20 protein-coding genes are annotated in these 21,287 nt (G+C 53.7%); 17 read left to right on the top strand and 3 right to left on the bottom strand.

From position 1 onward, the window contains the following. Positions 1–24 precede the first annotated feature (24 nt). On the bottom strand, positions 25–729 hold the full coding sequence (locus tag HP435_RS18945; RefSeq protein ID WP_122964870.1) for a Crp/Fnr family transcriptional regulator: 705 nt from the start codon (positions 727–729) through the stop codon (positions 25–27). 201 nt (positions 730–930) lie between these two features. On the opposite strand from HP435_RS18945, the gene HP435_RS18940 reads away from it, so the two are divergent. From HP435_RS18940 to HP435_RS18895, 10 genes are all read left to right on the top strand, one after another. Continuing rightward, on the top strand, positions 931–1,971 hold the full coding sequence (locus HP435_RS18940; protein ID WP_173599843.1) for a hypothetical protein: 1,041 nt from the start codon (positions 931–933) through the stop codon (positions 1,969–1,971). Beyond that, positions 1,958–4,132: a molybdopterin oxidoreductase family protein gene (locus tag HP435_RS18935; protein ID WP_122964872.1), complete on the top strand. Its 2,175-nt coding sequence runs from the start codon at positions 1,958–1,960 to the stop codon at positions 4,130–4,132. Before HP435_RS18940 ends, HP435_RS18935 begins: the two co-directional genes overlap by 14 nt. Further along, entirely contained in the window at positions 4,125–4,694 is a 570-nt protein-coding gene (locus tag HP435_RS18930; protein ID WP_122964873.1) for a 4Fe-4S dicluster domain-containing protein, read from the top strand. The genes HP435_RS18935 and HP435_RS18930 overlap by 8 nt, the downstream gene beginning before the upstream one ends. Positions 4,695–4,712: 18 nt before the next feature. Then, positions 4,713–5,237: a Rieske (2Fe-2S) protein gene (locus tag HP435_RS18925; protein ID WP_122964874.1), complete on the top strand. Its 525-nt coding sequence runs from the start codon at positions 4,713–4,715 to the stop codon at positions 5,235–5,237. Then, positions 5,227–5,418, top strand: coding sequence for a hypothetical protein (locus HP435_RS18920; protein ID WP_122964875.1), 192 nt, complete (start codon positions 5,227–5,229; stop codon positions 5,416–5,418). The genes HP435_RS18925 and HP435_RS18920 overlap by 11 nt, the downstream gene beginning before the upstream one ends. Next, the gene (locus HP435_RS18915; RefSeq protein ID WP_173596968.1) at positions 5,411–5,710 is read left to right on the top strand and encodes a hypothetical protein; all 300 of its coding nucleotides are present in this window, start codon (positions 5,411–5,413) and stop codon (positions 5,708–5,710) included. The genes HP435_RS18920 and HP435_RS18915 overlap by 8 nt, the downstream gene beginning before the upstream one ends. A gap of 125 nt (positions 5,711–5,835) precedes the next feature. Next, positions 5,836–6,342 (top strand): hemerythrin domain-containing protein, encoded by a 507-nt coding sequence (locus tag HP435_RS18910; RefSeq protein ID WP_122964877.1) that lies wholly within the window; start codon positions 5,836–5,838, stop codon positions 6,340–6,342. A gap of 5 nt (positions 6,343–6,347) precedes the next feature. Further along, the gene (locus HP435_RS18905) at positions 6,348–7,109 is read left to right on the top strand and encodes a YwiC-like family protein (protein ID WP_122964878.1); all 762 of its coding nucleotides are present in this window, start codon (positions 6,348–6,350) and stop codon (positions 7,107–7,109) included. Between the two features lie 153 nt (positions 7,110–7,262). Then, positions 7,263–8,744, top strand: coding sequence for a type I restriction-modification system subunit M (locus HP435_RS18900; protein ID WP_122964879.1), 1,482 nt, complete (start codon positions 7,263–7,265; stop codon positions 8,742–8,744). Beyond that, positions 8,734–9,999: a restriction endonuclease subunit S gene (locus tag HP435_RS18895; protein WP_229049709.1), complete on the top strand. Its 1,266-nt coding sequence runs from the start codon at positions 8,734–8,736 to the stop codon at positions 9,997–9,999. The genes HP435_RS18900 and HP435_RS18895 overlap by 11 nt, the downstream gene beginning before the upstream one ends. A 22-nt stretch (positions 10,000–10,021) precedes the next feature. On the opposite strand, the gene HP435_RS18890 is transcribed toward HP435_RS18895, so the two are convergent. Beyond that, on the bottom strand, positions 10,022–11,497 hold the full coding sequence (locus HP435_RS18890) for a flavin monoamine oxidase family protein (protein ID WP_173599844.1): 1,476 nt from the start codon (positions 11,495–11,497) through the stop codon (positions 10,022–10,024). Between the two features lie 138 nt (positions 11,498–11,635). Here HP435_RS18890 and HP435_RS18885 point away from each other — a divergent pair, with 138 nt between their 5' ends. The 5 genes from HP435_RS18885 (at position 11,636) to HP435_RS18865 (ending at position 17,166) form a co-directional block, all read left to right on the top strand. Next, positions 11,636–12,223 carry a putative glycolipid-binding domain-containing protein gene (locus tag HP435_RS18885; RefSeq protein ID WP_173599845.1) on the top strand — a complete coding sequence of 196 codons (588 nt, stop codon included), beginning with the start codon at positions 11,636–11,638 and terminating at the stop codon, positions 12,221–12,223. 19 nt (positions 12,224–12,242) lie between these two features. Continuing rightward, the gene (locus HP435_RS18880) at positions 12,243–12,638 is read left to right on the top strand and encodes a hypothetical protein (protein WP_122964882.1); all 396 of its coding nucleotides are present in this window, start codon (positions 12,243–12,245) and stop codon (positions 12,636–12,638) included. Positions 12,639–12,676: 38 nt separating this feature from the next. Then, complete coding sequence (locus HP435_RS18875; protein WP_122964883.1) at positions 12,677–13,102, top strand: HD domain-containing protein; 426 nt, start codon at positions 12,677–12,679, stop codon at positions 13,100–13,102. A 493-nt stretch (positions 13,103–13,595) separates the two neighbouring features. After that, positions 13,596–15,782 carry an endonuclease MutS2 gene (locus HP435_RS18870; protein ID WP_173599846.1) on the top strand — a complete coding sequence of 729 codons (2,187 nt, stop codon included), beginning with the start codon at positions 13,596–13,598 and terminating at the stop codon, positions 15,780–15,782. A gap of 463 nt (positions 15,783–16,245) precedes the next feature. Next, positions 16,246–17,166, top strand: coding sequence for a phosphotransferase (locus HP435_RS18865; RefSeq protein ID WP_173596976.1), 921 nt, complete (start codon positions 16,246–16,248; stop codon positions 17,164–17,166). 35 nt (positions 17,167–17,201) lie between these two features. On the opposite strand, the gene HP435_RS18860 is transcribed toward HP435_RS18865, so the two are convergent. Beyond that, positions 17,202–18,488 carry a sigma-54 interaction domain-containing protein gene (locus HP435_RS18860; RefSeq protein ID WP_229049708.1) on the bottom strand — a complete coding sequence of 429 codons (1,287 nt, stop codon included), beginning with the start codon at positions 18,486–18,488 and terminating at the stop codon, positions 17,202–17,204. Between the two features lie 619 nt (positions 18,489–19,107). Between HP435_RS18860 and fmdA the strand changes: the two genes are divergently transcribed. Next, positions 19,108–20,289: a formamidase gene (fmdA, locus tag HP435_RS18855; protein ID WP_122964887.1), complete on the top strand. Its 1,182-nt coding sequence runs from the start codon at positions 19,108–19,110 to the stop codon at positions 20,287–20,289. A 46-nt stretch (positions 20,290–20,335) separates the two neighbouring features. Beyond that, the gene (locus HP435_RS18850; protein ID WP_122964888.1) at positions 20,336–20,644 is read left to right on the top strand and encodes an FmdB family zinc ribbon protein; all 309 of its coding nucleotides are present in this window, start codon (positions 20,336–20,338) and stop codon (positions 20,642–20,644) included. Positions 20,645–21,287 lie beyond the last annotated feature (643 nt).

The following is a 21,287-nucleotide window of genomic DNA, read 5'->3' as shown; positions in this document are numbered from 1 at the left end:
AGACAAACGGTGCAGCGTTCGTTGTTACATTTGGCAAATTTCCGGCGGGCAATCGTCACAACAGATTGCTTCTTTCAAATACTCCACATCTTTGATCAACAGGTATCCGTGCGGCATGATCTCGATGACATCCAGCTTTTTCAAATCGGCGAGCATCCGGTTGACGCTTTCGCGGGTGAGGCCGATGAATTGGGCAAGATCGCGATTGGTGAGAGAAAGCTTGATGAGAATGCCGTCCTCTCGTTCTTCTCCGTACGTATTGCTCATGCGGATCAGCGTGGAGTAAAAGGCTCCGATTTTGCCGTTCAACAGCAAGTCGCGGAACTTGGATTGGATTCTCCGGTTCATGATGGCCATCCAGCGCAAAAAGTCGACGCAAAACTCACCGTTTTCCAAGAGCAGCTTCTCCAGTGCGCTCCGCTGGATGACGTTGACCTCGCCCGGCTCGTGCATGGTCGCTGTAGACGTATAAGTAACGCCTGACTCAAAAAGCCCGACCATTCCGACCAGCTCGCCTGGCCCAAATACTTGCAAGGTCAGTTCCTTGCCGTCGGCTGTCGCTTTGGTCAGCTTGATTTGTCCTGATTCCAGCAAGTACAACTTATCTGCAACTTCCCCATCGATAAACAGGACGGACTCTGTAGGGGACATTTTTTTCTTCGTGCCGATTTGTGCCAATTGATGAACAAAAGCAGGAGAAACCTGCTCAATAAACGTGAGACTTTTCATGAATCGTTGCACCTCTGCTTTCCTTGCCGCTCTGCTCTCGCATAACCTGCTGCCCCATTATAGCACGGAGATTTTGACAAAGGCGTGTCATCTTCTGGGCGATCGCATGCAGGTGTGAGGTATGTCACTTTGGAGCGCCAGCGGCCTTGTTACAATGAAGCCAACGATCGACAAAGCTTTGTACCAGAGGAGGTTGTTCGCATGGAGCGGGCATTTGCGTCCAAAGTGGCCAGAAGGGCTTTCTATACAGTCTGTGTGTTGTTTTTGGCTTCGTACCTAGGTTCTCGTTTTTTTACCCACATGGATTTTGCCTTGTACGGTTACATGGTGGGAACAGTCGTGTTCATCGGCGGGTTTCTTTATCGGTTCTCGGCTTGGGCTGACCGACCGCCAACGAACATTATCCTGAAAAAAGGGTTGCGGCTGTTGCTGCGCAAAAGCACACCGCAAACGGCAGTAGATCATCTGGCGACCTACCGCTTTATCTGGAATCGCGGCTGGTATCGCTGGACCCAGCACATCCTGCTTGGCTGGGGCTGCATTCTCTCGGCACTGGTGACATTTCCGCTCGTCTTCGGCTGGATGTACTTCACCATGGGGGATAACGGCACCTACACCGTCGTCGGGATGGGCATTGATCTTTTGCAAGTCAAAGCGGATGGCTGGATTGCCTTTTTGTTCTACAACGCGCTTAACATTACGGCGTTCATGGTGATCGCAGGAGTGTGCATGGCGCTGTACCGCCGCTTGAAAAACTGGCAGGCCCGTGCGGAGCAAAGTTTTCTGTACGATTTCTTGCCGCTCTATCTGCTTCTGTTCATCAGCATCACCGGCTTGCTTTTGACGGTGAGCAACCTGTTTCTCCACGGCTTCGGCCATCCGGTGATGAGCATGATCCATCAGTTTTCCGTCATCGTCACCTTGATTTATTTGCCCTTTGGCAAGCTGGCGCACATTCCGTTCCGGCCGATGAGCGTCTTCGCCCGCAATTATCGCGAGCATTATGCCGAGCAGGAAATGAAGCATTGCAAGGTGTGCGGAGAGCGGTTTGTGTCCGCCGAGCAGTCTGGTGACGTGATCGATGTCTTGCAGGAAAACCAGATTCGCTTCGAAACGGCAGAAGGCTTCCATCTTGCGGAGTTGTGCCTGCCTTGTCGCAGAAAATATCGCATCTTCCGTTTTACCGGCATTCCTACCCATCACCGATCGGAGAAAGAGGCGAACCAGCATGCAAAAGGATAAATTTTTCAAGGAGATCCAAAACAAGCTCCATCCGGGAGAAAAGCTGGTCAGCACGCATTGCAGCTATTGCGGCATGCAGTGCGGGATGAACCTGCGTGTCGATACGAGAACGAATACGATTATCGGGGTAGAGCCGCGTTACGACTTCCCGGTCAATTTAGGCAAAATGTGCCCAAAAGGGGTTACCGCTTATCAGCAGGTCAACCATCCTGACAGGATCAAAAGGCCGCTCATCCGCCGCAATCCGGCATGGAAAGGAACGGCGGAAGGCTTCGAAGAGGTGTCCTGGGACGAAGCGCTCACTTTCATTGCAAGCCGATTCACGGAATTGCAGGAAGCATACGGCAAAGATACGCTGTCAGTCTACTCTGGAGTTTCGATGACGAACGAAAAATGTTACTTGACAGGCAAATTCGCCCGCGTGGGGCTGCAAACGCGATATATCGATTACAACGGGCGGTTTTGCATGTCGTCAGCAGCTGCCGGGTTTAACCGCAGCTTTGGCATCGACCGTGGCTCAACCGTCCCGTGGACAGATATTCACCAAACCGATTGTTTGCTGATTGCCGGTTCCAATGCGGCGGAATGCCATCCGACCAGCATGTTTCGGATTTGGGAAGTGCAAAATCGCGGCGGCTACTTGATTGTAGTGGACCCGCGTGAGACACCGCTTGCCCGCCGCGCTGACGTCCACCTCGATTTGCGGCCAGGGACAGACCTCGCATTGGCGAACGGACTGCTGCACCTTTTGATCGAAAATGGCGCTATCGACGAGGCATTTATTCACAATCACACCAATGGCTTTGCCGAAACAAAAGCGTTAGTCGAAATGTATACACCTGAGGTCGTCAGCGAGATTACAGGAATTGCGCAGGAAAAAATCATTCGCGCAGCCGAGATTTACGGCAAGGCACCTGAGGCAATCGTGATGTTTTGTCGGGGTGTCGAACAGCAATCCAAAGGAACGGATAACGTATCGGCCTATACAAATCTGGCGCTTGCGACGGGCAAGATCGGCCGTCCGAAATCAGGCGTGGCGACCTTTACCGGGCAGGGCAACGGCCAGGGAGGACGGGAACACGGTCAAAAGGCAGATCAGCTGCCTGGCTATCGGAAAATGGATAATCCGCAGCACGTGCAGGAAGTGGCTTGCGCCTGGGGGATTCCCGTGGCGGAGATGCCGCAAAAAGGCGTATCTGCCTACGAAATGTTTGAACTGATGCACAACAAGACGATTCGCGGGATGTACTTGCTCTGTTCCAACCCGGCGGTCAGTGCCCCCAATCTGAACTACGTCCGGGAAGCTCTGAAAAGCCTCGATTTTATGGTCTGTTCGGACTTTTACCTATCGGAATCGGCTGAGTATGCGGATGTCGTGCTGCCGACGACAAGCTGGGCGGAGGACGATGGCACCACGACGAATCTGGAAGGGCGCGTCATCCGCCATCGCCAGGCCCAAAGCTGGTATGCCGAGTCCAGGCCGGATTGGTGGATACAGATTGAAATTGCCAAGCGGATGGGCCGCGGTCAATATTTCGAGCATCTGAGCGGGCCGCGTGAAATTTTCGATGAACTGCGCCGCGTTTCCCAAGGCGGCACCGCTGACTACTACGGAATTACTTACGAGAAAATCGAAGAGCGGCAAGGCGTGTTCTGGCCGTGCAGGGATGAACAAGACCCGGGACAGCCGCATTTGTTTCTCGACAAAACGTTTTACCATCCGGACGGCAAGGCGAAAATTTGTGCGCTGCCTTATCGTCCGCCAGCCGAAGAACCGGATGAAGAGTATCCGCTGCGCCTGACGACAGGCCGCGTCGTCTATCACTACCTGTCAGGGAACCAGACAAGGCGAATCCCGTTTTTGCGTGACATGTACCCGGACCCGCTGTTGGAAGTGCATCCTGATACCGCGCAAAAATACGGAATCGCCCACGGCGAAAAGGTTTTGCTGAAGACAAGACGGGGCGAAGCGGTATACCAAGTAAAAGTCATCGCGGCGATCCGGCCGGATACAGTGTTTGTCCCGTACCACTGGGGCAAGCATGAATCGATCAATTTGCTCACGAACCCTGCCCTTGATCCGTACAGCAAAATGCCGGAATTTAAGGCGTGCGCAGCCGAGATCGTCAAGCTCGAAGAGGAGGAACGGCAGCATGGCTAAACAACTGCTCTACATCGAAATGGACAACTGCATCGGCTGTCGCAGTTGCCTGGCTGCCTGCACGCAATGCGGCGGACACGACAGCCGAAATCGCAACTACGTCATGGATGTCGATCCGATGCAAACGCGTCAGACGATCCCGCTCATGTGCCTGCACTGTGTCAATCCCGCTTGTGCGCGAAGCTGTCCGGCGCAAGCGATCCAAATCGCCGACACTGGTGCAGTGCTCTCGGCGCTCGTAGAGAAGTGCATTGGCTGTCAAAACTGCACGATTGCTTGCCCGTACGGGATTCCCAAGTTTGATCAGGAGCAAAACCTGATGTACAAATGCGATCTGTGCTACGACCGGACCAAAGATGGAATCCCGCCGATGTGCGCTTCGGTTTGTCCGACCAATACGCTCCAGTGGCTAACGGAGAGCGAGCTTGCCGAGAAACAATCCGCGCATCGGCTCGCAGGCGGCAAATGGATCGCCAGTCAAAGCCTGGAGCCGCTGGAGAGCGAGACGAACGTAAAAATCAGTCTGCCCGGTATTTTGCAAGGGGTGCAGAAGCTTTTCTAGTCGAAGGAGGTCTGCAGCATGAACGAAGAGAAACAACCACGATCCGATCGGAATGATACGTATACCCACAACATCGTCAAGTCGAACGAGCGGAGTCTCGATCGGCGGGGCTTTATGAAAACGCTGGTCGGTGCTGCCGGATTGTTCGCCGTCTCCACTCTCCCGTGGGGAGCGATGGCGGCCCAGAAGCTGCTGCATGGGGAAGCAGGCGAGCAGCCGAGGCAAAAAATTGCGGAAGTGGCTGCATTGCGAGCAGGGGATGCCAAGGAATTTGCCTATCCGGGAACGCATGACAGCGCCCTTCTCGTCTGTGTTCGGGAAGGCGAGTACAAAGCTTATCAAAACGCTTGCACCCATCTGAAATGCCCGGTGTTCTGGAGCAAGGAAAATCATGAGCTGCTCTGCCCGTGCCATCATGGCAAATTTGATGTCGAGACAGGAAATCCGCTGGCGGGCCCGCCGCGCCGACCGCTTCCGGAAATCGAGCTGGCGGTTGAACATGGCGTGATATACGCGATTGGGGTGAAGCCGTATGAAGCGTAGCTATCGCGGGGTACTGCTGCTTTGTCTCGTGCTGTTTGCCAACCTGATCTGCACCCAATATACCGTCAACCTGTTTTACTTTGCGCGATATGAAGAAGTGATTGGGCTTTCCGTCGTCAATCTGCTGCTGTTTCCGCTGGCGGTATTTCTTTATCGAAAAGAGGGGCGCAGCCATGAATAAGTTGATGCTCGACCAGCAGCTGTCACAGCTGACAAACGCTCGCATGCGAATCGGCATTACAGACTTGGCGGAAGATGCAGAGCTTCAACCAGCCCCGATCATCGAGAGACATTTGGCGAAATGGGAGTTTACAGAAGAAGGTGAGCATGTTCGCCTGTATTTTAACCATTGCCAGTTTCTCGCTGTTCCGGTTCAAGAAGAAGTTGGATTCGCGCTGGAAAAGGACGCGATCGTGCTCACCGCACTTGATCGCAGGGGAAAACTCAAGTACACGATCGCTTTTGCCAAATGAAGTCAACCGTTGCATGATAGGTTGGCTTTTTTTTCCTAGCGTCTTATACTCCAATTGTAAGGGTGTTCACAGCTTGTAAGGCACTTAAAAGAGGTCTTTGAGAAAGCGGCGGGGGAGGGACCCGTATGAACGGTCAACAAACGGATGGAGAAGAGCGGCTTGGTCATTTGTTTTCTTCGGAGCACGCAAGCTTGGAGCAATCGATGGAAAAGCTGAAACAGCTCGTCTATCAAAGCCGAATCATGAGCGCGCAAACGGTGGAAGAGTTTCGGCTGACAATCGCACAGCTGGTGGACAGCTTGCAGGAGCATCACAGACGGGAAGAGGAGCTATTGTTTGTCGCCTTGACGGAGTCGCTGGGGTACACGGCGCAGCCTGTCCAGATGATGATGGAGGAGCACCGCCAGCTTGTCAGCCAGCTGAGCAAATTGCGCGAAGAAACCGTATGTTGCCAATGTGCCGGGCGCGAAACGACGAGACTGCGCGAAGTCACGACGACGCTGTACCGACTTTTGCACGATCATTTTCATAAAGAAGAAAAGCTGCTGTTTCCGATGGCAGAGCATGTGCTGGATCAGGCGAAAAAAGCGGCGATCATGGAAGCCGTGAAAGAAACAGGAAGAGGGGTGTAACAAAGGTGGCGAACGGAAAAAGAGGCGGGGCTTCCCTGGTAATGCCCCGCGAACACGGTGTCTGGGCCATGTTTGTCGTGCCGTACTTGTTCGGCGTATTTCTGGTGGAAAACAATGTTTTGCATTTGCTGGCCGGACCGGGCTTGCTCTGCGGCTTTATCGCGGTCAACGCGGCACTGGTCTTGATGCGGCAGCCAAAGCTCGCGCGTCAAGTGCTGCGCACCTTGCTCGTATTCGGAGGAGTGGCCGCCATATGTTTGGCCTATCCGCTGCTGCATAACGCGCTGGCCTTTTGGCCGCTCGTCGTGATGGGAATCTGCGCCGCGGGCAGCATCTGGTTTATCCGCAGCAAGCAGGAGCGGCATTTTCTCAACGATTTGCTCGGAATCGTCGGATTGACGATGCTGCTGCCTGTCTCCGCTGCGCTTGGCGGAGGCGCTCCCATGCAGGAACTGCTCACAGCGATGGCGTTGAACGTGGCGTATTTCACAGGGAGCGTCTTTTTCGTGAAAGCCGTGTTCCGCGAAAAGAACAACCGGATGTTTCAAAGCGTCGGCATCGTCTATCATCTGCTTTTGCTCGCACTGCCCTTGGTGTTGCCAGTTCCTGCGCTTTTCAGCCTGATTTTTGTTCCAGGCATCGTCAAAATGGCGATCGCGGCGAAAAAAGTCAAACTGCCTGTCAAAACAGTCGGGATCATGGAAATCGTCAACGTTCTCTGGTTTTTGGCAGGAGGCTATGTAGTGCTCGGTACGAAACTCTTCTGAGATCCTGTTTTCAAAATGTGTTCGCTAGTAAACATAGGGAAAATCGGCTAAAGTGAAAATCGAGCAACAGAACTCATCCCTTTTATGCTCATGCGAGGACAGGGAACCACTATGAATGAATAGTGGTTCTTTATGGTAAATCGGGAGGTCAGCATGTCCAAACTAACGCTATCGCAACTGGAGTCTCACCTGTGGGAGTCAGCCAATATTTTGCGCGGAAGCATCGACTCCGCTGACTATAAAAACTATATTTTCGGACTGCTTTTTCTGAAGCGTCTGAACGATGTGTTTGAGGAAAGCCAGGTGCATATTGCGCCAACAACAGGCGAGGAGGCGCGGCAGGCAGAGCATGACACTCACCAGTTTGTCGTTCCGGCAAGCTCTCGCTGGCAGCGAATCCAGAGCGTGACGGAAGGGATCGGCGAGGCAATCAACGAAGCGCTGGCGGCATTGGAACAGGAAAACGCCACGCTTTCCGGGGTGCTGGCGACGATCGATTACAACGATTCCGAACGTTTGCCCGACCGGCTGTTGCAGCAGCTGATCAAGCACTTTTCTGCGATTTCTTTAGGAAACGCCAGTCTGACCGAGCCGGATATGCTGGGACGGGCGTACGAATATTTGATCAGACAGTTTGCAGACGATGCGGGAAAAAAGGGCGGGGAGTTTTACACGCCGAGCAAAGTGGTAGAGTTGATCGTCAAGCTGATCAAACCGGAGGAAGGCATGCGCGTGTGTGACCCGACGGCAGGGTCTGGCGGGATGCTGATTCAAACGGCCGACTACATCCGGGCAAAAGGCGGCAATCCGCGCCGTATCGCGCTGCATGGACAAGAGCGCAATCTGAAGACGTGGGCGATTGGCAAGATGAATTTGCTGTTGCATGGCTTGTGCGACCACCGGATTGAAAAAGGCGATACGATTCGCGAGCCGAAGCTGCTTGCAGACGGAGAGCTGATTTTATACGACCGGGTGATCGCCAACCCGCCGTTTAGCCTGAGCAACTGGGGGCAGGAAGAAGCGAAGGCAGATAAACTGTCCCGCTTTCGCTTCGGGATTCCGCCCAAAGACAAAGGCGATCTCGCCTTCGTCCAGCACATGGTCGCAACGCTCAACCCAAACGGCAAGGCAGGCGTCGTCGTGCCAAACGGGGTGTTGTTTCGCAGCGGTGCAGAAGCGGCCATCCGCAAAGGACTTTTGGCAGAAGACCTGGTGGAAGCGGTGATCGCCCTTCCGCCGAATTTGTTTTACGGCACGGGAATCCCGGCTTGCATTTTGCTGTTGAACAAGAACAAAGAAGCGGCGAAAAGGCAGCATGTCTTTTTCCTGAATGCCACCGGAGGCTATCACGAAGGAAAAAACCAAAACTTTTTGCGCGATTCCGACGTGGAGAGCATCGTGTCTGCTTACGAACGCGGGGTGGACATCGAGAAGTATTGCAGGCTGGTCCACGACAGCGAAATTCAGGCAAATGACTATAATTTGAATTTGGCACGCTACATCGATTCGTCCGAGCAGGAGGCGCAGATTGATGTGGGGGCAGCGCTTGTCAAGCTGCGCAGGCTGGAGGAAGAACGCAGCGAGATCGAGGGCAGAATGCTCGGCTTTTTAAAGGAGTTGGGATATGATGCCTGAGTGGAAAAAAGGGCCGCTCGGCTGGGCTGTGCATGTCCAGGGCGGTTATCCTTTCCCCTCCGCTGCGTTCGTGGACGAAGGGGTTCCCGTCGTGCGGATGAGCAACATGAAGAACGGCCGCCTGGACTTGACACAGGCCAAATGTATGGACGAGACTGCTCTGGCTGGGCACTCGGCGTATTTGCTGAAACCGGGTGATCTGCTGCTCGGCATGTCAGGCAGTATCGAAAACTTTGCCGAGGTCAAAGCGACCGACCTCCCCGCGCTATTGAACCAGCGGGTGGGCAGGTTGCAAATAAAAGACAGCTCGTTGCTGCACAGCGAATATTTGAAATACGTGGTGACCTCCAAGTGGTTTCGCGATCAAGTGTGGACGATGGCGGCTGGCGTGGCCCAGCTCAATATCAGCACGAAGCAGCTTGAATCCATTCCGGTTTGGTATCCGCCGTTGGCTGAACAGCAAAAAATCGCCTCCATTCTCGCCGCAGTAGATGGGGTGATCGAGAAGACAGAAGCGATGATCGAACAAGTCGAGGTCGTGAAAAGAGGGCTGATGCAGCAGCTGTTTACGCGTGGAATCGGTCACACTTCTTTCCGGCAAACCGAGTTGGGAACGATCCCGGCGGACTGGTCGCTGGTCAAGCTCCAGGAGATTGCCAGAGTCAAGGGCGGGAAAAGAGTGCCCAAAGGCTACAGCCTGCTGGAAGAGCAGACTCCGTATCCGTACATCCGCGTGTCCGATTTTCGCGATTATACCGTGAGCCAAAAACAGCTCAAATACGTGAGCGAAGAAATTTACGGCAAAATCAAGCGCTACACGATCTCCAAGCAAGATATGTACTTGTCGATCGCGGGCATTTACCTCGGAGTGGCGGGCCGTGTTCCCGACTGTCTGGACGGCGCTCTTTTGACAGAAAATGCGGCCAAGATCACCCCGACCTCCGACCGGATCGACCTTGATTTTTTGATGTTTGCCCTTGGCTCGGAGCTTTGCCAGAAACAGATTGCCGCGTTAAAAGGCGTGACGGGAGTGCCCAAGCTCGGTCTGAAACGGGTGGAGACGCTCCTGATTCCTTTGCCGAACCTCACCGAACAGCACAAAATCGTGGCCGGGATCAAAAGCGTGCTCGCAAAGCTTGCGATGGAAAAGGCCAAACAAACACAGCTCATCGCGATCAAAAAAGAGCTGATGCAAAAGCTTTTGACGGGCAGTGTGCGAGTGCAGGTGGATGAACGGCAGAAGGAAATGGTCTGATCGAGCTTTTCGTCTCAGACATTTAGAAAAAGCCGATGCGCGAGTGATGTCCCTGCACAGCCGCGCGCACTCCCGACTCGATCGCGCCTTGAATCCAGCCGTGATAAGCGGGCGAAGTATGCTCTCCGGCGAAAATGATCGGTCCTTCCATCGAGGTCAAGGCTGCCGACAGCTCCGTCTCCTGAAACGGCTTGAACAGGGCGAAGCCGCCACCCGCGTAAGGTTGCAGCAGCCAATGATGGGTAACTCCGGTCACAAACGTCTTGTAGACTTGCTCGCCGAACAGGACCGCAAGCTGGCGCAGCGCTTGCCAAATTTTTTCGTCATGGGACAGACAAAGCCAGGGGAGCGCATCGTCTTCCCACGTGTAGCTCGCCAGAACGACTCCGCCAGACTGGTCAAATCCATGGCTTGGAAAGTAGGAAAAGCGCAAAGGCAGGTCTGAGATCGCTTGCCCGCCGTACAGACCAGCCTCTTCCCAAAAGCGGCGGGAAAATTGCAAGGCGATCTTCGTCGACGAGACGTAGTGCAACTGGTGGATGGCTTTCCATTTGCCAAAAGAAAACAGGTTCGACGGCTCGACGTCGATAAATTGCAGGACCGGAAACGGAATCGTAATAATCGCGATGTCGCCTGTCAGCTCAAACGGCGTTCGTGTGGCGGTGTCCACCCCGGAAAAGACGATTTGCTGCCCTTTTTGGCTGATTCGATCCACTTTGTGATGGAAGCGGATACGTTCGTTCAGGGAGGGGGCAAACGCTTGGGGAAGCAAGTCGAATCCACCCGTGATCTCATAGAAGCGGGTGGGCGTATCGAACAGGATGAAATCGCGGAAAATCTCCAGAAAAGACAGCTCCGGGAATCCTTCGAAGCCGCTCATCACTTTGATTTTGTCGACGGCAGCGGCTGAGAGCGACGTGCTGATCGGATTGTGGCGCAAAAAGTATTCCATCGAGTAGCGGTCGTATTCCTTGATGACGATGGGCCAATGCTTGGCGGGATGTTTTTTGATGAAATCGATAAGCGGCCGGATGGCCATGAGGGCAAGGGCATCGGCTGACTTGCCTTTTTCGTGCGGAGCGACGGGAAAGTGCAACAGATCAGGATTGTGCTCGTACAGACGGCGGCGTGTTTTGATCCCGTTTACGTAAATGAGGTCGTTCGGCGTACTGTTGATGAACTCGTTGAGTGGCAGGCCGAATTTGGCTATATACGCCATCGTCAACAAGTGAGTGTTCGGAATGCGCATCGCTCCTGCTTCCACGTAGTGCCCGTCTGTAAAAGGGGCGCGCAGCGTAAGCACTCTCCCTCCCACTCGTTCCGAGGCTTCCACGATCGTGACATGATGCCCGGCTTGTTTCAGCAGCGAGCCGGCTACCAGACCGGCGATGCCAGCACCTGCGATCAAAACCTTTTTCGGTTGTGTTGTCCGAGGCAGGCCATCGCGGATGATCGATAGCATCTGCGCTTCGCTCAAGGGTGATGAAGTCTTTTCCATGCGGCTTCTCCTTTTTCTGCTTGTGAAAATAGCGTATTCTGCGCTGGGCGCAATTGTGTTTGCTAGATTCCAATTCCATCCAATGCGTGGTAAACTGGGGATGGAAAGAAATGAGAACGTGTGATCGGGGGTATAGGCATGCTGCCTGCTAATGTGATTTGGAAGCCGCATAGCGGATTGGGCTTCGAGCATCTGGAAATTAGCGAGAGCAATGAGCGGTTGATTTTTGACAGCCTTGTAATGGGGATGAACGAACAGGGCGAATGGGTGAGAACCCACTATGTCATTGAACTGGATAGCAAGTGGGCGACGAGAAAAGTAACGATTCGTCACCTGGGAAAAACAGACGGACTGTGCCTTTTGTCAGATGGGCAGGGGGAGTGGACAAATGCGGAAGGTGAGCCAATCCCCGAACTGGCGGGCTGTGTGGATATTGACATTTCCTGCACGCCGTTTACGAATACGCTGCCGATCAGAAGGCTGTCATTTGCCCCGCATGTGCCGCAGGAGATTGACGTCGTGTACTTTTCGGCTTACGAGTTGACCTGGCGGCGAGTGAGGCAGCAATATACGCTGCTTTCGGCTGATGCGGGTTCGTCTGTCTTTGAGTATCGGGCGGGTTCATTTGTGGAAAACATCACGGTCGATGAGCAGGGGCTTGTGCTGGCGTATCCGGACTTGTTTGTGCGCGAAAATCTGGCAGTGGCGGAAGCAGGCAAGGCATAGGAAGGGGGGATGTTTCGTCATGGCAGACCGTTTTATAGCCGCTATGATGACCAGCTTCCTGTTTACGCTCGGTGCCGCACTCGTCTTTTTTCACGATCGCTTCATGATGTTGCCTACAGCCATGATTACCTTTCCGCTGGTTTTTGCGTGTGGCATCCCTGCTTCCCTCGTGATCGATCGGTTGATGCGATTGCTGCGGCTGAACAGGAGTGCCGGAGCGGTTTTCGTGGAGCTGGCTCTTTACGGTGCAGCCGGAATAGGCGTGACCGTCTTGTTGTTCTGGAAGGTCGGCGGGGTGTTTTTTAGCGCAGGTTCGCCTATGTATTACATGGGCGTGGCAGCTTCTGTGTTGTACGGACTGTGTCTGTTTGCCCTCAGAAGAAAAAGGCGGTCTGAGGTGGAGCGCTGCTCATAGAAGGACAAGGGCTTATTAGTGTCAAGGAGGCGAGGAAGATGGGAACGGTGGAAAAAGCAATTGCACTTGCGGCTCAAGCGCATGCGGGCCAAACCGACAAAGGCAATCACCCGTACATCCTGCATCCGTTGCGGGTCATGCTGAAAATGCCGACGGACGAGACGCGAATCGCGGCGGTTTTGCACGACGTTTTGGAAGACACGGCGATCACGGAGGAAGATTTGCGGGCAGCAGGTTTTTCCCAAGCGATTGTTTCAGCCGTGATTGCCCTGACCAGACGCGAAGGCGAAAGCTATCCAGACTTTATCAGGCGGGCCAGCGAAGACCCGATTGCCCGAGTGGTGAAGCTGGGCGACATCGAGGACAATCTCGACTTGTCGCGGATTGCAGTGCCTACCGAGCAAGACCGGGAAAGGCAGAAGCGCTACGAGGAAGCCGCGAAGCTTTTGCGGCTGCGCTCCTAGTGCGAAGCGAAACAGCCAGTCAAGAGCGATGGGTCGCTGTCATTCTTGACGGCTGCCGGAACGGTGCGCTATAGTGAAACTAACCTTATCAAGGGAGAGATGTTGATGTCGGCGGTAGTTCTTAACTAGATCAATTCCATATCGAAGGCAAGGAGTAATCCCACCAAAATTTTGCGCTGTTTGCAAAGTTTATTTGCGTTGGCCCATTTCCTGCCTTGGAATTAGTTAAGAACAACGGATATCATCACTGCTCCAGGTTTTCAACCTATCATTGCGCCCAAATCCGTGCTGTGTTCAGCGCGGTTTTTTTATTCCCTTTTTGGATCGTTTGCCTGCTTTTTGATCAAGCGGCTGGCGGTCTTGTTAGGGTACGGTTTGCGTGCGCATCGGTAGGGATGGACCCAAAAAAAGGGCGGAGAATGACGTTTGTTCATTCTCCGCCCTTTTTTTCGTTGAGGGGCATACACGATAAAAGCAAAAGGAGCGATTTACTTTGAACGAAAAAGCATTGCAACGACTGGAATACGACAAAATCAAAGCAACATTGATGGAGTACGCCGTATCGTACGCCGGGAGGCAGCACGTCGAACAGCTGCAGCCGCTCGATTCAGCCAAAGTGCTGCGCAAAAAACTGGACGAAACCGCCGAGGCCAAAGCGCTGTTGCAGCAAGGGGCGAGCGTTCCTGTTCCTTCGCTGGAAGGAATGGAGATGATTTTGTCCCTGCTGGGAACGGGGTATGTGTTCACGGAACAAGACTTTTCCCATCTGCATCAGTTTCTCGTGAGCTGCGCCCAGCTTTCCAAGTACATGGCGAGCAAAGCGGAAGCGGCGCCGCGTGTCAGCTCTTACGCGACGACGATGTACACGCTGAGTCGGTTGAAGACGGAAATCGAGCAGTGCATCCGGCACGGTCAGGTGGTGGATACGGCGAGCAAAGATTTGCTGAAAACACGCAAGCGAATCGTCGTCTTTGAAGAGCGGCTCAAACGGCAGCTCGATACGCTGATGAACAAATACCGTTCGATTTTGCAAGAAAACATGATCAGCATGCGCAACGGAAGATACGTGCTGCCGATTAAAAAAGAGCATCGCCGACAAGTGGCAGGCAGTGTGCTGGACGAATCGGCGAGCGGGCAAACGGTCTATATGGAGCCTGCGGAGATCGGAGCGGTGCAGTTCGAGCTGTCCGCGCTGAAAGCAGAAGAGGCGCGGGAAGTGACGAAAGTGCTGATGCAGTTGTCGGCAGTGGCCGAAGAGTTTTCGCAAGAGCTGCATGTGAACGTGGACACAGTCGGGATGTACGACTTTTTGTTCGCCAAAGCGAAGTACGCCTTGGCGTTGGGCGCAGTGAATGTGGAGTTGAATGAACAGGGACGGATTGACGTCAAGGAAGCGCGTCACCCGCTAATGGGGCGGCAGATGGTTCCGCTCGATGTTCAGATTGGCAAAAGCTTTCAAACGCTGGTCATTACCGGGCCGAATACGGGCGGAAAAACGTTGACGCTCAAAACGGTCGGCCTTTTGACCGCGATGGTGCAATCGGGCTTGCTGGTGCCTGTGAAGGAAGGCAGCCAGTTTGCCATTTTCCGCAACATCGTCGTCGATATTGGCGACGGGCAGAGCATCGAGCATGCGTTGAGTACGTTTTCCGCGCACATTCGCAACGTCATCGAAATTTTGCAGGTCACCGATCATTCGACTCTCGTGCTGATTGACGAGATGGCTTCCGGCACCGATCCGGGGGAAGGGGTGGCTTTGTCGATTGCCATTTTGGAGGAGCTACACAAGCGGGGCGCAACGGTGATCGCGACGACTCATTTTAACGAGATCAAAAATTTTGCAAGTGCGACCGCAGGCTTCCAAAATGCGCGCATGGAGTTTGACGAAGAGACGTTGCAGCCGCTCTATCGCTTGCGGATTGGCGAGGCGGGCCACAGCTATGCCTTTTTAATCGCGATGAAGCTGGGGATTCCGCGAGCCATGATCGAGCGTTCGCAAGAGATTAACCAGCATGGTTTTGCCCGGACGCAAGCGGGGATGGCTTCCGAGGTGGGGCAAGCAGGAGGGGAGGATTTTGTTCGTCGGATCGAGGAGAAGGAAGCGGAGAGGGAGGCAGGGCAAGGGCAAGGCTTCTTGGGGGGAGCTTTGATGGAGCAGATGGGTTCTGCCGAACAGGTGGTTGCGGTAGAATCGGAGTTGTTGGGTAGCGAGGGACGGTTTGGGAGTGGAGAATGGTTGGGTAGATCGGAGTGGCTGGGTAGTATAGAACGGTTGGGTAGCGGAGAACGGTCAAGTAGCGAAAAAAGGTCTGATAGCACAGCTCGATCAGCCAGCACAGAACTAGCAAAGCCAGAGTCACACGCAGACTCCCCCACCCCCGCGCCCAGCGGCAGAAAGCGTTTTGCCATCGGAGATTGCGTCTTCGTGTCTTCGTTAGGCCGGACGGGTATCGTGTGCACGGTGGAGGATGGCAAAGGGAACGTGGGCGTGCTGATTCAAAATCAGAAATTCAAAATCAACCAAAAGCGTCTCACCCTGCACATTGAGGGCAAGGAGCTGTACCCGGACGATTACGACATGGACATCGTGTTTGAAACAAAAGAAAACCGCAAAAAACGCAAACTGATGGCGCGCAAGCATGTGGACGGACTTTCTATCGAAACGAAGCGGGAAGAATAAGTGCTCAAAGCGATAGGGATAGCTTTAAAAGGTTGTTTGAAATAACTGGGAGAGAGACTGAATCGGAGGTCAAGACGGAAAGGCGTAGCCACCGAAGGGTGTTTGAAAGAATCGGGAGGAAAGAGCGGTCAAGGCGAAAGGTGTAGCCCCCGATGATGGTTTGAAAGAACCGGGAGGAGTAGGCGGGTCAGAACGACAGTCACACTCTCCCGTAGATCGTCCATAAAACCAGGCTGAACCAAAGACAAGGTGGAGAAAAAACGCGCGCGCCGTTCCATCGCTCCACCTGCCTTCAGCCGGAGAGAAGCCCGCTGGCGATCTACAGGAAAAACAACTCAAATGCCGCTCGCATCTGACGTATAATGGAAAAGCTTTGGCACGTGGCTATTAGCAGCAAGCGAGACTATTTTGCCTGCGGGATGCCATGTTGCCAGTTTATTCAACCAAAAAAGAGGTGAGAAAAATGACACAGGCAAATCCGTGGAAAGCGGAGTGGGACGTCACGCAGGAGCTGGCGCAAGCATTGATCTACAGCCAGTTTCCCGCGCTTTCGTCCATGCGGGTAAAGCGGCTGGGAGACGGATGGGACAATACGGTCTATCTGGTTGGAGCAAAATACGTCTTTCGCTTCCCGCGCAGAAAACTCGCCGTGGAGCTGATCGGACGAGAAGGCCGCCTTTTGCCCAAGCTTGCTCCGTACGTAACACTCCCGTATGCAAAGCCGCTTTTTTACGGGGAAGGGACGCCCGAGTATCCCGTGCCGTTTTTGGGGTACGTGTATGTGCAGGGAGAGTTCCCTGTAGGGCTGACTGACGAGCAACGGGCGTCATCCGGGCCGCTCCTGGCGCGATTTTTAAAGCGGCTGCATGCCTTTCCCGTAGCGATTGCCAAAGAGAACGGCGTGCTTGCTGATCACCGGGCCTTGCTGGATGTTGCGGCTCGAAAAGCAAAAATGGTCCAGCTGCTGGCTGATCCGCACTTGCCTTTCGAGGAAAGCGACCGATCGCTCCTTATGGATTACTTGCACGACCTGAATGCGGAACGTCTGCAGCCGAAGGAAGTGTTCATGCATGGCGATCTGCACTTCAAAAATATGCTGGTGACTCCAAACGGGCAGATCGCAGGAATCATTGATTGGGGAGACATGTGCATCGGACATCCCGGCTGTGATCTGAACATCGCCTACAGCTTTTTGCCGCCAGAGGCGCGGGATGATTTTTTCCGTGAATACGGCGAAGTAGACGAGGAAACGAAGCTGTTGGCTCGTCTGATGGCTGTGTACATTCCGATGTTGATTTACAGGCAGGCAAAAGACACGGGCGATACACGGGTGGCACAAGAGGCGAGGGACATAATCAAGCGCGCCCTGGCCGAATCTTGCTAAGGCTTGCGGGCGCGCCATGTATGGAAAAGACGTTTTCAGGCTCGGCTATCGCTAAGCTGTCCGATCCCTAGCTCGCCCATTTTTCGATACAGGGTGCTGCGGGCGATGCCGAGCTTTTTCGCTGCGGCGCTCATGGAAGGAGCATCCTGAATCGCCTGGAGAATGGTTTGCTTCTCCAACGTCCGCAGCAACGGAGACGGATCGTCTGCCTGCGGTGCTTGCTCAGTGCTGGTCGTCCAAGCCCACTCTGGCGGCAGGTGTTGGACGGAAATCCTTGCTTCGGAAAAGGCGTGCAAAAAGGCGCGTTCCATCACATTACGCAACTCGCGGATATTGCCCGGCCAGGAGTGCTGATGCAGGGCGAGCAGGGCCGTTTCGCAAAGGGCGTTTGGCCCGCCTTTGTATTGTTCATGCAGTTGCCCGAGAAACTCCTTTGCCAAAGCGGCGATGTCTTCCTTTCGCTCGCGCAGCGGCGGGATGCGAATCGGCAGGACGTTTAACCGATAGAACAGGTCAGCGCGGAACAACCCGTTTCGCACATCCTCCTCCAAAAGTCGATTGGTCGCGGCGATGATCCGCACATCCAGCTCTTTTTCCGTATGGGAGCCAAGCCGCGTGACTTTTTTCTCTTCCAGCACGCGCAACAGCAGCACCTGATGTTCAAGCGTCATTTCTCCGATTTCATCGAGAAACAAGGTGCCGTGGTTTGCCGCTTCGAATTTTCCGATTTGCCCGCCCTTTTTTGCCCCCGTAAAGGCACCATCTGCATAGCCGAACAGCTCGCTCGCCAGCAAATCTTTGGGGAGCGAAGCGATATTGACCGCGATGAACGGCCCGTCTTTGCGTGGGCTGGAATCGTGGATCGCTTTGGCTAACACTTCTTTGCCGCAACCTGTTTCGCCCAATAACAGCGTATGGGAAAGCGAAGCCGCGGCAATCCGCGCTGTTTGCAACTGCTTGCGGTATAGCGGACTGTTCGTGGCGATCGCCGGGAAAACATGCGGTTCTGTGCGGGCAGGCAAGGGAGCGGTTCGCGTGCGCAACAAATAAAGCCGCGTCCCGGCAGCATCCTCCAAGGACTGTTCTTCGATGCTCCAGTCTTTTTCCAAGGAAGTCCACCATTGTTCTTCCAACGTCATTCCGGTGTGAAGACCGCATTGCTCACGAGCCGTGCGGGAGGCGAACACGACCGTGCGGGCTGCATCCAGCGCAAGGATCGGCTCGCGGCTTTTTTCTCCCCATAAAAAGAGCAAGCGGCGCCAATCGGGCTGCGGATGGATGGACAAGCTTGAGGCAGTGTCAGTGTGCTGCGCGACATGCAAGCTAGTAGCTGACTCGGACAGATTGCTTGCTTGAGAAGGTGTGTTGGGACGAGAGGCAGGGCAAAAGCTTGAACCTGGTGTGAACAAGAACGGCAGCGGTGTTTTGGAGCAGGCAGGGTTGTGCCATTCTTCCATTCGCTGTAAGCGGTGTATAGGGCAAAGGCTGTCTGGCATGGCGGAGGAAGAGCAGGCAGGAGCCGTGCATGACAAAAGAATCGTTTGCACATGTGAATGGTGGTGCAATCTGTGCTGGTAAAAGGAATCAGGAGGGTGATAGAGTGCGTGAGAGACAGCGCGATGATGCGAACGCCCGATGACGGATGAAGCTCCGATTAACGAGAGTAGCACGCCGGCTTCAGTAATGGTACTCGCATCCCTTCTTGGTAAAATGGTTGATTGTGGCTGTCCGATTGTGGGACAAGTGTACGAAAAGAAAACAAGCATGGGCAGTCGCAAGCTGACCTGTTTTGCGACAGGCTCTCCACTTAGTATACAGGAAAATATAGGCAAAAGAATCGCGGATGGTTAATTTTTTAGAATTTTCCGTCATTGGCATGCATGTTGCTTCCATCCTTCACTGAGCAGCACTCATTCTACAGCAGATAAAGGAGGATGCAGCATGCCAGAAGTATTATTTCGCGTCGACTTGAACAAACCGATGGAGGAACAGGATACACCCGGACACAATCGATGGCATCCTGACATTCCCGCGACAGTATCCGTCAATCCCGGAGCGGTTTTCCGCATCGAATGCAAAGACTGGACGGATGGACAAATCAGCAACAACGACGATCCGTCAGATATACGCGACGTCAACCTCAATCGCGTGCACGTGCTGAGCGGGCCGATTTGGGTCAACGGAGCACAGCCTGGCGATCTTTTGGTCGTCGATATTTTGGATATTGGAGCGTTGCCGCAATCGGAATGGGGCTTCAACGGCATTTTCGCCAGGGAGAATGGCGGCAGCTTCCTCGTCGATCACTACCCGACAGCCGCGAAATCGATCTGGGATTTTCACGGCATCTACACCTCTTCCCGCCACTTGCCGGGAGTCAAATTTCCGGGGATTCTCCATCCCGGCCTGATCGGAACGGCGCCGTCTCATCAGCTGCTGGATCGCTGGAACCGCAGAGAACGCGATCTGGTCTTGACCGATCCGGAGCGCGTGCCGCCGTTGGCGAATCTGCCCACCCCGCACAGTGCTGTTTTGGGCAGCTTGAAGGGAGCCGAGTTTGAGCGAATTGCGCGGGAAGCGGCTCGTACCGTGCCTCCCCGCGAGCACGGCGGCAACTGCGATATCAAGAACTTGTCCAAAGGGACGAGAATTTACTTCCCTGTCTATGTGGAAGGCGCGAAGCTGTCCATGGGCGACCTGCACTTTTCGCAAGGGGATGGAGAAATTACGTTTTGCGGCGGCATCGAGATGGCGGGCTGGCTCGACTTGCATGTCGACGTGATCAAGGGCGGCATGGCGAAGTACAACATCATCAACAATCCGGTGTTCAAGCCAGGCCCGGTAGAGCCGCACTTCACGGAATACCTCGTGTTTGAAGGAATTTCCGTACACGAGACGACCGGACAGCAATTGTACATGGACGCGCATGTCGCCTATCGCAACGCTTGCCTGAACGCGATTGAGTATTTGAAAACCGTGATGGGCTTTACGGGCGAGCAGGCGTACATGCTGCTGGGAACCGCGCCAGTGGAGGGACGGATCGCCGGAATCGTCGACATTCCGAACGCTTGCTGCACGATTTCGATCCCGACCAGCATCTTCGACCGCGATATTTTGCCGAGGTAAAAGGCGACCACAGAGCGGAAAAATTGCCGAAAAAGGAGCAGAGACGATGCCGAGATACGACTATTTGTGCGAACAATGCGGCCCGTTCATCCAATGGTTGAAAATAAGCGAAGTGACTGATTCCGTCGACTGCCCGGAATGCCAAAAGCAGTCAAAGCGGCTGTATTCCGCTCCGGGACTGATTTTTACGCCACAAGCACTGCGGCAAAGAATCGAGCGCGGCGTGGAACCGAAAGTGGTGCAAAAAGAGTCGCATGGACATCACGGAGCGGGATGCAGCCACGGACATGCCCACGGGCAGCACGCACCTGCTCGCCAGCACGGGAGCAAGCGGCCTTGGATGGTGGGGCATTAGTTCGTCAGTTCGACAAGTGACGCCTGTAGCTTGCGATGGATGATGGCATCTGTAAACATGAAGCAACCTGAGTTCGACGAATGCTGAGCTCAGGTTGCTTCATGAATTTTTATTTCCTGTCTTCCTGACAAATTAATTTTTGATCCATAGACTGTTAAGTAGTAAAAAGTGGTAGTAAAGAATTGAGGGAATGATATAAATAAAGAATCCTTCAAAATCGAGTAATCTCAACAGGATGTTTCCTTTCGAGAGCAAAGAGAAAAATAAGGCTACCATAATCCCCGATAGGATATATAGACCGACATTAAACCAATACCTTTTGACAAGAGAGGTAAATGCTATTCTACTTTCCATTTTCTCAATGAAGATGGAGAAAGGTATCCCGACGATTATCAAAAACGGAACCGAGTATGTGAGATATATAAGCAGTAAACTAAAGTATGAAAAGTAATATGTATTTGCTTCGCGCATATTCATTGGAGTGTATTCTATAAAAGCCAACAAGGCACAATAAAAAATAGCAGTAAATAGGGCTGATAATAGTTTGTTCACCTTTATTTCCCCCTTGAACCTACAACCGTAAGCGTTTCTAGAAAAAATGAAGTAACCTGAGTTCGTGATTCATTCAGACGGACAGACTCAG

The sequence above is a fragment of the Brevibacillus sp. HD3.3A genome (genome assembly GCF_013284375.2).
In the GTDB taxonomy this organism is placed as follows: Bacteria; Bacillota; Bacilli; order Brevibacillales; family Brevibacillaceae; genus Brevibacillus; species Brevibacillus parabrevis.
The sequence above is the reverse complement of the archived record's forward strand: the minus strand, read 5'-3'. Positions and strand labels throughout refer to the sequence as shown.